11 protein-coding genes are annotated in these 12,091 nt (G+C 60.0%); 8 read left to right on the top strand and 3 right to left on the bottom strand.

Translation table 11 applies throughout. From position 1 onward, the window contains the following. Positions 1–145: 145 nt before the first annotated feature. Complete coding sequence (locus tag B060_RS0100645; RefSeq protein WP_018079815.1) at positions 146–616, top strand: response regulator; 471 nt, start codon at positions 146–148, stop codon at positions 614–616. Positions 617–671: 55 nt separating this feature from the next. Further along, a complete protein-coding gene (gene rnr / locus B060_RS0100640) occupies positions 672–3,062 on the top strand; it encodes a ribonuclease R (protein WP_035422900.1) in 2,391 nt (796 codons plus the stop codon). Positions 3,063–3,103: 41 nt separating this feature from the next. Here the strand turns inward: rnr and B060_RS0100635 are convergent, their stop codons facing one another. Next, the gene (locus B060_RS0100635; protein WP_018079813.1) at positions 3,104–3,673 is read right to left on the bottom strand and encodes a hypothetical protein; all 570 of its coding nucleotides are present in this window, start codon (positions 3,671–3,673) and stop codon (positions 3,104–3,106) included. 213 nt (positions 3,674–3,886) lie between these two features. Between B060_RS0100635 and rpmG the strand changes: the two genes are divergently transcribed. Together rpmG and B060_RS0100625 are read left to right on the top strand one after the other, a co-directional pair. Next, entirely contained in the window at positions 3,887–4,054 is a 168-nt protein-coding gene (gene rpmG / locus B060_RS0100630; protein WP_018079812.1) for a 50S ribosomal protein L33, read from the top strand. Between the two features lie 196 nt (positions 4,055–4,250). Continuing rightward, positions 4,251–4,697 (top strand): hypothetical protein, encoded by a 447-nt coding sequence (locus B060_RS0100625; protein WP_018079811.1) that lies wholly within the window; start codon positions 4,251–4,253, stop codon positions 4,695–4,697. 3 nt (positions 4,698–4,700) lie between these two features. Here B060_RS0100625 and B060_RS0100620 read toward each other — a convergent pair whose 3' ends face one another. Both B060_RS0100620 and B060_RS0100615 read right to left on the bottom strand, forming a co-directional pair. Then, complete coding sequence (locus tag B060_RS0100620; protein ID WP_018079810.1) at positions 4,701–6,080, bottom strand: PleD family two-component system response regulator; 1,380 nt, start codon at positions 6,078–6,080, stop codon at positions 4,701–4,703. A gap of 15 nt (positions 6,081–6,095) precedes the next feature. Continuing rightward, positions 6,096–6,461, bottom strand: coding sequence for a response regulator (locus B060_RS0100615; protein ID WP_162149112.1), 366 nt, complete (start codon positions 6,459–6,461; stop codon positions 6,096–6,098). Positions 6,462–6,729: 268 nt separating this feature from the next. On the opposite strand from B060_RS0100615, the gene B060_RS0100610 reads away from it, so the two are divergent. From B060_RS0100610 to B060_RS0100595, 4 genes are all read left to right on the top strand, one after another. Next, positions 6,730–7,200, top strand: a complete 471-nt coding sequence (locus tag B060_RS0100610; protein WP_018079808.1) for a RidA family protein — start codon at positions 6,730–6,732, stop codon at positions 7,198–7,200. A 24-nt stretch (positions 7,201–7,224) separates the two neighbouring features. Then, a complete protein-coding gene (locus B060_RS0100605; RefSeq protein ID WP_018079807.1) occupies positions 7,225–8,928 on the top strand; it encodes an Hsp70 family protein in 1,704 nt (567 codons plus the stop codon). Beyond that, complete coding sequence (locus B060_RS0100600; RefSeq protein WP_018079806.1) at positions 8,919–10,607, top strand: J domain-containing protein; 1,689 nt, start codon at positions 8,919–8,921, stop codon at positions 10,605–10,607. The genes B060_RS0100605 and B060_RS0100600 overlap by 10 nt, the downstream gene beginning before the upstream one ends. A 70-nt stretch (positions 10,608–10,677) precedes the next feature. Then, entirely contained in the window at positions 10,678–12,090 is a 1,413-nt protein-coding gene (locus tag B060_RS0100595) for a M20/M25/M40 family metallo-hydrolase (RefSeq protein ID WP_018079805.1), read from the top strand. The last annotated feature ends 1 nt before the right edge of the window (position 12,091 follow it).

The raw sequence follows: 12,091 nt of genomic DNA, 5'->3' as shown, positions 1-12,091 counted from the left end.
CGCGAATTGAGTCAAAAAGCAAACGAAACACCAGACAGGCGATTGGGTGTAGTAACAACGGCCCCTTCGAAGGAAACCGCTTGCGGAAAGGGACAAATTAGCCGAACCTGTGATCACAGCAGGATGACTACTATGGACCCGCTACATGACACATATCACCGACAGAGATCGCCCGCCGCAGGTTTTGCTGATCGAGGATAATCGGGGTGATGCTGTCCTGACCCGACGTGCCTTCAGGCGCGCCAATATCGCCAGCGATATCGTGGTGGCGGAAACCGGTGAAAAAGGCCTGAGCATCCTGCGCCGCGAAGGTGAGCACGCCGGCGCCCCGCGCCCCGACATCATCCTGCTCGATCTCAACCTCCCCCACATGCACGGTCAGGATTTTCTCCAGACGGTGAAGTCCGATCCTGACTTCAAGCGCATCCCGGTCATTATTCTGTCAAGCTCCAGCGCCGACAAGGACGTAATCGGCAGCTATGACCGCCACGCCAACGGCTACATCACCAAGCCGGTCACCACCGAAACCTATGACGATATCGTGGCGCGCATCGAACAATACTGGTTCACCCTGATGCAATTGCCGCCCGATCAGGCCCCTTCCGCCTTCTCATAAGGATTTTGTGCCTCGGGGGATGGTCTCAAACGCGAGACTCCCTTACATTATGGCCATGAGCAAATTCCCCCGCGTGCCCCGCGCCGCCAAACCGCTGAACTCCCCCATCGTAAAAGTCGCCAGGGGCCTGCCCGACGACCAGACCCTGCTGGACGCGCTGGCCGCCAATCGTGAACTCGATGTCGGCGATCTTGCCAAGCAATTCGGACTCAAGGGCGACGACCGCCGCCTGCTGCGCCAGCGTCTGAAGCATCTGTCCGAAGCCGGCCAGCTCGACAAGCGCGGCCGCAAGACCTTCGGCGCCATCGGCGCCCTGCCCGATACCGGCGTCTGCGAAGTGGTCGAGCGCGATATCGACGGCGAACTGTGGGTGCAGTGGGGCAAGCCGGAAGACACGAAGAAGGACAAGGCCAAGCCACCGCTGGCGCGCCTGGCGCCGCTTAAAAAGTCCGTTGTCCAGACGCCGCCGACCATCGGCGACCGCATCTTTGCGCGCTTCGAGAAGACCTCCGACGGCTGGGTGGCACACCTGATCAAGGTGCTCGATCAGGGCGCGCCCAAAGTGGTCGGCGTTGTGCGGATCAGCCGCCAGCGCAAGGGTGTCAGCGAGATCAGGCTGGAATCGGTCAATCGCAAGACCAAGGAAAACTACGTCCTCACCGGTCAGGGCCTCGACGCGCTGGAAGACGGCGACGTGGTGGTGGCCGCGCCGGTTGGCGGCATCACGCGTTATGGCCCCAAGCCCGCCAAGGTGATCGAGGTCATCGGCAAGGAGGACGAGCCAAAGGTGGCTTCGATCATGTCGATCCACAGCCATGGCTTATCCATCGGCTTCAACGCCGACACCGAGCTTGAGGCGAAGTCCGCCAAGGCGCCCGGGCTGGGCAAGCGCACCGACCTGCGCGACCTGCCCTTCATCACTATCGATCCCTCCGACGCCAAGGACCACGACGACGCCGTCTACGCCCACCGCGACGAGGACGAAGCCAATCCGGGCGGTTATGTCGTCTGGGTCGCCATCGCCGACGTGGCGCACTATGTGACGCCGGGGTCTTCACTCGACAAGGACGCGCGCGACAAGGGCAATTCGACCTACTTCCCCGATCGCGTCGAGCCCATGCTGCCGCATGTCCTTTCCTCCGGCCTGTGTAGCTTGCAGGAAGGCGAGAACCGCGCCACCCTGGCCGTGCGGATGGTGTTCAACGCCGCCGGCAAGAAGCTCAGCCACAGCTTCGTGCGCGGGCTGATGCGTTCGGCCGCCAAGCTGAGCTACGAGCAGGCGCAGGCCGCCATCGACGGCACGCCGGACGACAAGACCGGCCCGCTGCTCGATACGCTGCTGAAGCCCCTGTGGGAGGCGCACGCCTGCCTGACGCGCGGCCGTAATATCCGCCAGCCCCTGCATATCAATTCGCCTGAGCGCAAGATCACGCTCGATGCCGAGGGCAAGGTCATCAAGATCGAGCCGCGCGTCAGCTTAGATGCCATGCAACTCATCGAAGAGATGATGATCCAGGCCAATGTCTCGGCCGCCGAAGCGCTGGAAAAACACAAGACGCCGCTGATCTTCCGCGTCCACGAAGCGCCCTCACTGGAAAAGATCGGCAATCTGGCCGATTTCCTCGCCACGCTCGGCCTGCCGTGGACCAAGGGCGAGCCGCCGCGCACCGAGCGCTTCAACGCCCTGCTCGATGGCCAGAAGGACGGTCCGCACGCCGAAATCATCAACGAAGTGGTGCTGCGCACGCAGATGCAGGCGCACTATTCGCCGGAGAACTACGGCCACTTCGGGCTTAATCTTGATAACTACGCCCACTTCACCTCGCCGATCCGCCGCTATGCCGACCTTGTGGTCCACCGCGGCCTGATCCGCGCCCTCAAGCTGGGTGATGACGGCCTGACCGACTACGAGATCAAGACACTGAAGGACACCGCCGAGCACATCACCGAGACGGAGCGCCGCTCGATGAAGGCCGAGCGTGAGGCCATCGAGCGCTATATCGCCGCCTTCCTGCAGGATCAGGTCGGTGCCACCTTCCAGGGCCGCATCGTCGGCGTCACGCGCTTTGGCCTGTTCGTGAAGCTGACCGAGACCGGCGCTGATGGCATCATCCCGGTGTCGTCGCTGGGCAATGACTATTTCGTCCATGATGATGTGCAGCACGCCCTGATCGGCGAACGGAGCGGCCAGCGCTGGCGCCTGGGCACGAATATCGAAGTCGAACTGATGGAGGCCATGCCGATCACCGGCGGGCTGGTCTTCAAGATGCTGAGCGAACCCGAGGCCGCCGATCCGAACGCGCCGCGCGCCCGTCTGGGTGTGCGTGCCCGCACCGGTCAGGCCTTCCAGCCCCGCAGCGGCAAGCCCGGTCCGAAGACCGGCGGCCGGCCCAAGGGTTTCATTCCGCAAGGCGTCAAGAACGCCAAAAAGAAAAAGAAGCGGTAAGTTGGCTATGCCGTCCCACCCTTGTGGGGCGGCATAAGCTCTCAACGGAAGCTGTAGCTCTGCTTGAGCAGGGTCAGATCGCCGCCGGAGACGCGCATCGACAACTGTTTGACACCTTCCGAAAGCTGCACATCGCGGCTTTCCATCCTGTCGAAGCCTGTGGCCGGATCGCGGCCATAAAGATAGAAGGTGACGCGATCGCTGCGGGTCCAGTGGATGCGCAGGTCAAAGCTCTCATCGGGCTTCAGGGCCACCTTGAAGGTCTGCCCCCGGTCCTGCCCGCTGCCCGTCACCTTGGTCAGGGTGGATTGCAGGCGGCCATCCCCCCCGACCTCAAAGGTCAGGGCGGCCGCCTCATTGGCCACACCATCCATCGACAGGCCGAACGACGCCGTATCGCAATTGGCCTCGGCGCAGGACAGGCGCACGACCAGATCAACGCGGGTGATATCGGTCAGCGAATCGGACGACGCCGTGTTGCTCTTGCCGGCGTCGGCATGAAGCTTGAGCGCTTCCGCGACCTGATAGGGCGCCTTCGGCTCTGCCGCCAGGGCGGGCGCCGCCAGAATCAGTCCGGAGAAGATAAATGCGGCGGCGAGGTGGTGCGTCATGGCGTTTTGTCCCGAAATCCGTGTAGAAGGTTGCAGATAGCTTGACCTTCGGGGCAAAAATGCGTCTATGCCCGTCTTACAGCGAAAAAACGCTTTTTATGCCGGATCGGTCCTTGACTTCCCGCCGTTCCTGAGTATTTTCCGCCCCTCTCGTTTATTTGCGCTCCATGACTGATGTTTTGGTCCGCACCCGTACCTTAAGGACTTTACGTCATGGCAAAGCCAGCCTCCATTAAGATCCGTCTGAACTCGACGGCTGACACCGGCTTCTTCTACGTGACGAAGAAGAACGCCCGCACGAAGACCGAAAAGATGGTGCTGAAGAAGTACGATCCGGTCGTGCGCAAGCACGTCGAATTCAAAGAAGGCAAGATTAAGTAATCAAGCCCTCTTGAGATTGTCCTTTGGCATCCCCCCCGCCGAAGGACCTTAAAGGAAGCCGCGTCTGAGTTCCCCCTATACTCGGCGCGGCTTTTTTACGTCTCAAGAATACCGAAGGCTATGCAAACATAAATTATTTCTCGCACAATTTCGTATACCGTATTATTTGCTTGGATACACTTTTGGGGGATATGACATGTTAACTTCGATGCTTCTGCTGGCCACGATGGCGCAGGCTTCCACTGTTGATTTAGCTACTCATTTCAAAGGCCTTGATGGCCATTGTTGGCAGGCTACTTTTGAAAGCGGTCAAAAAGACACCCGCTGCTTTCATGTCGCAACAGGCAACAAATTGGCTATCAATACGCACACATTTCTCAATTCGGACGGGAGTGTTGATGAGGAAGGTGTATCTGTCGTCACCATCGATACGGTAACGGGCGAGATAGACAGCAGCTATTACCATTCTGCTGGTCTCATTTCCTACGCAACGCAGAAGCGTATAGGTAATGAAATTATATTTTACAATCTTGGCTCAGACGTACCCGTGAGCAGATGGGTTGTTTCTGAAGATTCTTACGAATGGATCAACTCGAAAAACGAGCGGCAGGTTTACGTTAAAAAAGCGGACGGCAAACCCTAAATTTTACGCCGCCGACCGGACAATCACGCGATTACGTCCGGATTGCTTGGCCTCGTAGACGCCTTCGTCGGCACGCTTAAGCAGGCTTTCGGGCGCATCCCCCATGCCGCGCGAGGTCGCAACCCCCACGGAGACTGTGACGTCCAGCTCACGGCCATCGGCCAGCACAAACGGTGTATCGGCCACCTGAGAGCGCACACGCTCGGCGATATGAGCGGCATCGGCCTGATCGGTGCCCGGCATCAGCACCACGAATTCCTCACCACCGAAGCGGCACGGCATGTCGATGGCGCGGACATTCAGGCTGAGACGGCGGGCAAATTCACGGATCACCTCATCGCCGGCATCGTGGCCGTAGGTGTCGTTGACACGCTTGAAGAAGTCGATATCGAGCATCAGCAGAGACACGATATCGGCCTCAGCATCCTTCGACGTGGTATGGCGCGCCATGGCCATGCTGAGTTGGTGATCGAGGAAGCGGCGGTTGTTCAGGCCGGTCAGCGGATCCGTGACGGCCATTTCGAGCGAGCGATCGAGTGAATTGCGTAAAAAATCGCCATAGCGCTTGCGCCGGATCTGGGTCTTGGCGCGGGCACGCAGTTCCTGCATGTCGACCGGGCGCGGCACCACGTCATTGACACCCAGTTCCAGCGCCTTGAACATGATCTTGCGCTCATCGGCATTGATGATGGCGAGGACGGGGCGCTGGCGCGTCGCTTCGTTGGTACGCAGTTGCGCCACCCAGCGCAGGGGATCGAACGCCTTGGCGGTCAGGTTCAGTACCACCAGATCGACACGCCCGCCGGCGATCTTCATGGCGTTCACCGGATCGGTTTCGTAGGCGCAGCGGTGGTCTTCGCCCAGTTGCAGCATCAGGCGTTCGGCCTGGCGCGGATTGTCATCGAGAATCAACACATTGCCGGTGGCGGAAATCTGCCGTTGCAGGAGATCGTTATCGACCAGACCGGCGCGGCGGCTTGAGGCTTCGCGCTGGCGCAGGTCATCGACCATCTGCTTGAGACGCACCAGCGCCTGCAAACGCGCCATCAGAATCACATCATCGACCGGCTTGGTAAGGAAATCGTCGGCGCCGGCCTCCAGGCCCGACAAGCGGTCATCACGGCCATCGAGTGCCGTGATCAGGATGATCGGGATATGCTGGGTAGCGGGATTATTCTTGAGCTGACGGCAGACCTCGTAGCCGTCGATTTCCGGCATCATGACGTCGAGCAGAATGATATCGGGCTGCTCGCTGGCCGCCTTGGCAATGGCGGTGCGGCCGTCCTGCGCGGTCAGCACCTCGTAATAGTCGGCCTCCAGCTTGGCCTGAAGCAGGCGCACATTGGCGGCGATGTCATCGACGATCAGGACGCGCGCGGTCATCTTGCCCCCTCAGCCTTAACCGAGATAACGGCGCACGGTATCCAGGAAATGGGTGACGGAGATCGGCTTCGAAATATAGGCCTCACAGCCGCCTTCGCGGATGCGTTCCTCGTCGCCCTTCATGGCGAAGGCCGTCACGGCCACCACTGGAATGTGCGACAGTTCATCGTCCTCTTTCAGCCACTTGGTGACTTCCAGGCCGGAGATTTCGGGAAGCTGGATATCCATGAGAATGAGGTCAGGACGGTGTTCGCGGGCAAGAGTCAACGCCGACAATCCCTCGCCGGTCTGGAAGGTTTCATAGCCCTGCGCATCGAGCAGGTCATGAAAGAGCTTCATGTTCAGTTCGTTGTCCTCAACAATAAGGACTTTCTTCTGTATCATTCCAAAACCTTTGAGCCCCGCCGGAAACCTTCAATATTGAAGACCCTCAGCCCCACATCATCTTATTTTTTGCACCGAATCGCCCGCTTGCGCGGCCCTCGGCTTTTCGAGCCTCAATCTATAGGGACTCTCTTAAGGTCCGATGAAGGGGAAGGTAACAAAAGGTAAAAATGGGGATGGAAGTCATGAACGCAAATCAGCTATAACCTCCGCCAACTGGCCACCTTTGAGCGGCTGCATACTCTTACCACATAAAGGATTCCTCATGTCACAAACCGAAGATCGTCTGCGCGCCCTCGGGTTAACCCTGCCCGTCCCCACCGCGCCGGTGGCCAATTACGTGCCGTTCGTCCGCACCGGGAATCACGTTCATATCTCCGGCCAGCTCTCGAATGACGCGAATGGCGGAATCAAGGGCACGCTTGGCGTCGATGTCACGCTGGAACAGGGCGTGGAAGCTGCGCGCCTGTGCGCCATCAACCTGCTGGCCCAGATGAAGGCCGCCGCCGACGGCGATCTTGACAACGTCGTCCGCGTTATCAAGCTCAACGCCTTCGTCCAGGCCGGCCCGGAATTCTACAATATCCCGCAGGTCATCAACGGCTGCTCCGACCTGATGGTGGCCGCGCTCGGCGACGCCGGCAAGCACGCCCGCTCGGCCGTGGGCATGTACAAGATCCCGCTCGGCTTCGCCGTCGAGATCGATGCCCTGATCGAAGTGTCGGATCGTCGCTAAAAACGGTCTGAGGGGGGACATACTATGATTATCGGCATCGACCTGGGCACGACGAACTCCGCCGTCGGCGTTTTTCGTGACAGCAAGGCGGAATTGATTCCGAACAGCCTGGGGCATAACCTGACGCCCTCGGCTGTTGGTCTGGACGACAATGGCGACCTGCTGGTCGGACTACCCGCGCGTGAGCGGCAATCGACGCACCCTAAGCTGACCACCAGCGCCTTCAAGCGCTATATGGGGTCACGGCGGATGACAACGCTTGGTCGGCGCGAGTTCTCTCCTGAGGAACTGTCGGCGCTGGTCCTGCGCAGTCTCAAGGCCGATGCCGAGGCTTATCTGGGCGAACCGGTGGCCGAGGCCGTGATCACTGTCCCCGCCTATTTCAACGACAAACAGCGCAAGGCCACTCGCCGGGCGGGAGAACTGGCCGGCCTCAAGGTCGAGCGCCTGCTGAACGAACCGACCGCAGCCGCTCTCGCCTACGGCATTCATCTGCTGGAGGACGAATCTCAGTTTCTGGTGTTCGATCTCGGCGGCGGCACGTTCGACGTCTCGATCCTGGAAATCTTCGAAGGCGTCATCGAGGTCCGCGCCTCGACCGGCGACGCTCGGCTGGGTGGCGAGGATTTCAACGACCTGCTGATCCGCGCTATGCGCAATACATTCACCGACGACTGGAAACTCAAGCTCGGCGAGGAAGACGCTCTGCATCAACTGCTGCGCGCGGCGGCGGAGAAAGCGCGGCGCGAACTCACCAGCCAGCCGTGGGCGAAGATGGAGATTGTGTGGCGGGGCAAGGCTTATGAGCACGCGGTTTCCGCCGACGATTTCGACACCCTGGCCGCGCCCCTGTTAGAGCGCCTGCGCGAACCGGTGCTGCGCAGCCTGCGCGACGGCGAGATTCGCACCGATGCCTTGAATGAAATCGTCCTGGTTGGCGGTGCGACGCGCATGCCGGTGGTGCGCAAGGCTGTGACCCGCATGTTCGGGCGCTTCCCATCTCAGACCGTGCATCCCGATGAGGCCGTGGCCATGGGCGCCGCGGTGCAGGCCGGTCTGAAAGCACGCGATCAGGCCCTGAAAGAGGTCGCGGTCACTGATGTCTGCCCGTACAGCTTAGGTGTGGGCATCGCCGAGCATGACCATGCCGGCCATTTGCATCATGGTATTTTCTCGCCGATCATCGAACGCAATGTCGCGGTGCCCGCCAGCCGGATGAACACCTATAATACACTGCAAGACAACCAGTCGGTCATCGAGTTCGAAATATATCAGGGCGAGTCGCGCTATGTGACCGACAATATTTCATTGGGCAAGATCAGCGTGCCGGTCCCGCGCAGGCCCGCCGGCGAGGTGACGGCGGATTGTCGCTTCACCTACGATATCAACGGCCTGATCGAGGTCGATGTCCATATCCCCATGACGGGCGAAAAGCACCAGCTTGTTATTGTCGATGAAGATGGCCCCACGGGCGCCGATCTGGAGAAACAGCGCAAGGCGCTCGAAGCGCTCAAGGCGCATCCACGCGACAGCGACGCCAATCGCGCGGCCCTTGCGCGTGCCTCGCGTTGCTACGAAAACTTCCTGGGCGACAAGCGCGAGCATGTCGGCGGCCTGATGCGCGAGTTCGAGGGGGCTCTGGCCAGTCAGGACAATCGCCTGATCGACAAGGCACGCGGACATCTGCTGTCGGTTCTCGATTCGCTTGAAGGCGAAACATGGCTGTGACATCGATCTGGAAGACACTCGGCATTAAGAAGACATCTGATCGCAAGGATATTCGCAGGGCATATGCCGCCAAACTGAAGGTCACCAATCCGGAAGACGACGCGGAGGGCTTCAAGGCCCTGCGCGAAGCTTATGAACGTGCCTTGAACTATGCCGAGCGTCCCGTTGCGGCACCCGCCCTGTCTCAGGGCAAGGTCTATATCGTCAAGGCCTCGGAGGTATCGGCCTTTATCGCCGGACCTGAGCTTGCGGAAAAAATAGAAGCCCCCGCGCCTGTCGTCTTTGCTGATCCGCACGCCGACTTTTATACCGCGCGCCTGCGACTGGAAAAAATTCTACGCGCCACCAGCGCCGAACCGGACATGCGTATCAAGGCGCTGCAAACCGTCCTTGATTCACCTTCTCTGGAAGCGCTCGATATCCGCGCCGAGACTGAGATCTGGATGGCTCAGTTGCTGCTGAAGACAAGCCCCTACAGCGATCCACTAATAGATAGAATCATCAAGCGCTTCGGCTGGCGCTTGCAATCACGCGGTCTGAAAACGGCCTATCTGACCCGGCGGATTTTGACGCGCAGCGATGATCTCGCTTATCTGGAGCGTCTGAAAAATCCAACCAGCGAACATCATGACGCCTACAAGGTGCTGAATGCGCCACCTAAACCGCCGGGACTCTGGCGCAAGCTGTTTGGGGACAGCGCCGGGGTCAGGGCCCTGCTGGATCATCTGAACACTCGTCATGACGGTCTGTTGAAGGATATGAACGCCGACTCACTGGCGCACTGGGAGGCCTATTTCGAGAAACCACGCCTGAAATCCACAGCGAGATGGGCATTGATGCTTGCGCCCATTCTTCTGGCTCTGGAAGCGGTAATCTACAACGCCGGCCCGCAATGGCGTGAGGTCGCCTTGCTTCTGCTGATACCAACCGCGCTCACCCTGTCGACTATTCTGCACCACTTCGCAGTCATCATGCCGCGCCACAGTCTGAAAAAGAGCTGGCGGTTGCAGGGTAATCACCTGCTGCAATTTGGCTGGGGACCTGCCGTTCTGTTACTTTTGCTGCTGGCCGCGGTGCCGGCCTCATGGCCTCTTATTGTTATTATCGGTATTCTGGCCACCCTCATCGCCATATGGGTGTCCATAACCGGTGTCCCCGATCAGCGCGAAAGCAGCATTCCGTGGCAGATGCGCGCATTTCTAAGTGAAGGTTATCTCATTGCCTGGTGGGCCGTGGTTGCCTTCACTATGCCACCTCTCACGGCAATCCAGATGTCGCTCGCCGTGATAGCGGTTTGTTTTGTCAGCGCGTTTGGTAAAATGGCGCTGCTGCCGCTATGGTTTCGCCTGTCAAGGGCGTGGCGCATATCCGCGCTTCCGGCAATCGGCGCTTTCACTGTCGGCGCCGGTGCTCTGTTATGGCAGGCGCGCGATCTGGCTATCCTGCAGCCCGTTGCGGTTTCCGCCATAACGATCGTCACACTCCTTCAGCGCACGCCGGCCCTGACTCTCGAAGGCTGGTCGTTCCGCCTGCGCTGGATAACCTTCATGGGTATGAGCTTCGCCACCCTGCATGGCGGGATCGACTATATGTTCCTGTTCGGAGGATTCGCCCTGCTCATCTGGACGGTCGTTTCCCTGATCGAACTGACCATCAACCAGTTCCGGTCAGAGGCCTGAACGCGGCTGTAATGGCCGATTGTGCATCCGCGAAAGGGGTGTTAGCGTCACCTCTTTTGCGGAGCACCCCATGCGCCTGAAAGCCCTCCCGCTGGCGCTAACCTCCTTGCTGGCGCTTTCGGGTCAGGCTGTGGCCGCCGACAGATCCGGCGATGGCGAAGCGGCTTTTCGCACCTTGTTCAAGGAACTGGTCGAAACCAACACCGCGCCGGGCGTCGGCAGTTGCACCCTCGCCGCCCAGCGCATGGAAGCCCGCCTGAAAACTGCCGGCTACAGCGATACCGACATCCATCTCTTTATTCCTGATAGCGCGCCGAACGATGGCGGGCTGGTAGCGACACTGAAAGGCACCGGCTCTAGTAAGAAGCCGATCCTGCTGCTGGCCCATATCGACGTGGTGGCCGCCAAGCGCGAGGACTGGACGCGCGATCCCTTTACCCTCTTCGAGGAAGACGGCCAGTTCTACGGACGCGGCGTGGCCGACGACAAGGGGCAGGCCGCCATCTTCACCGACCTTTTTATCCGCTACAAACAGGAAGGCTATAGGCCAAAGCGCGACATCAAGCTGGCGCTCACCTGTGGCGAAGAAACCGAAGGCGTCTTCAATGGCGCCAAATGGCTCAGCGAAAACCACAAGGACTGGATCGACGCGGCTTTCGCCATCAATGAAGGCGCCTATGGCGCGGATGATGCTGAGGGCCGTCACGTCTCGTTCGATGTCGAGGCGGCCGAGAAGGTCTATCAGGACTTCACGCTGGAGACCGACAATCCCGGCGGTCACTCGTCGCGCCCGGTGCCGGAGAACGCCATCTATGACATGGCCGATGCTCTGAAAGCCGTCTCTGCTTACAGGTTTCCGGTCAGGATCAACGACGCCACCAGGGAATATTTCACCCGCATGGCCGATATCAAGGGCGGCGAGGACGGCGCCGCCATGCGCGCCATCGTCACCAATCCGAACGATGCCGCTGCCGAGGCGCGCCTGTCGCAGGACGCCATGTGGCAGGCGATGCTACGCACCACCTGCGTGGCGACCATGATCGAAGGCGGTCATGCGGTCAACGCCCTGCCCCAGACGGTCAAGGCCAATGTTAATTGCCGCATCTTCCCGGGCACGACGGTCGACGAGGTCAAGAAGGCCCTGGCCACCGCCATCAACAATCCCAAGGTCAGCCTGACGCTCAATGGCGCGCCCAGCCCGGCCACACCCGCGCCACCGCTTGGCCGCGATATCTTGGCGCCCATTGAGAAGGTGGTGGCGGAGGTCTATCCTGGCGTGCCGGTGCTGCCCACCATGGAAACAGGCGCTTCAGACGGCATCTACACCACCGCCGCCGGCATCCCGACCTATGGCTTCTACGGCTTCTTCGAGGGACCGGACGAAGGCAATATCCACGGCCTCAATGAGCATGTCGGGGTCAAGTCGCTGATGGAAGGCCGACGCTTCTTCCACAAGCTCGTCAAGCTTTACGCCGATCAATAAG

Origin of the sequence: Asticcacaulis benevestitus DSM 16100 = ATCC BAA-896 (genome assembly GCF_000376105.1) — a bacterium.
GTDB lineage: Bacteria > Pseudomonadota > Alphaproteobacteria > Caulobacterales > Caulobacteraceae > Asticcacaulis > Asticcacaulis benevestitus.
This window is presented reverse-complemented; position numbering and strand designations above follow the sequence as displayed.

Excerpts from the sequence above, each read along its gene's own strand:
- B060_RS0100620 (WP_018079810.1), bottom strand. The coding sequence starts at position 6,080 with ATGACCGCGCGCGTCCTGATCGTCGATGACATCGCCGCCAATGTGCGC.
- B060_RS0100600 (WP_018079806.1), top strand. The coding sequence starts at position 8,919 with ATGGCTGTGACATCGATCTGGAAGACACTCGGCATTAAGAAGACATCT.
- B060_RS0100625 (WP_018079811.1), top strand. The coding sequence starts at position 4,251 with ATGTTAACTTCGATGCTTCTGCTGGCCACGATGGCGCAGGCTTCCACT.
- rnr (WP_035422900.1), top strand. The coding sequence starts at position 672 with ATGAGCAAATTCCCCCGCGTGCCCCGCGCCGCCAAACCGCTGAACTCC.
- B060_RS0100645 (WP_018079815.1), top strand. The coding sequence starts at position 146 with ATGACACATATCACCGACAGAGATCGCCCGCCGCAGGTTTTGCTGATC.
- B060_RS0100595 (WP_018079805.1), top strand. The coding sequence starts at position 10,678 with ATGCGCCTGAAAGCCCTCCCGCTGGCGCTAACCTCCTTGCTGGCGCTT.
- B060_RS0100605 (WP_018079807.1), top strand. The coding sequence starts at position 7,225 with ATGATTATCGGCATCGACCTGGGCACGACGAACTCCGCCGTCGGCGTT.
- B060_RS0100635 (WP_018079813.1), bottom strand. The coding sequence starts at position 3,673 with ATGACGCACCACCTCGCCGCCGCATTTATCTTCTCCGGACTGATTCTG.
- B060_RS0100610 (WP_018079808.1), top strand. The coding sequence starts at position 6,730 with ATGTCACAAACCGAAGATCGTCTGCGCGCCCTCGGGTTAACCCTGCCC.
- rpmG (WP_018079812.1), top strand. The coding sequence starts at position 3,887 with ATGGCAAAGCCAGCCTCCATTAAGATCCGTCTGAACTCGACGGCTGAC.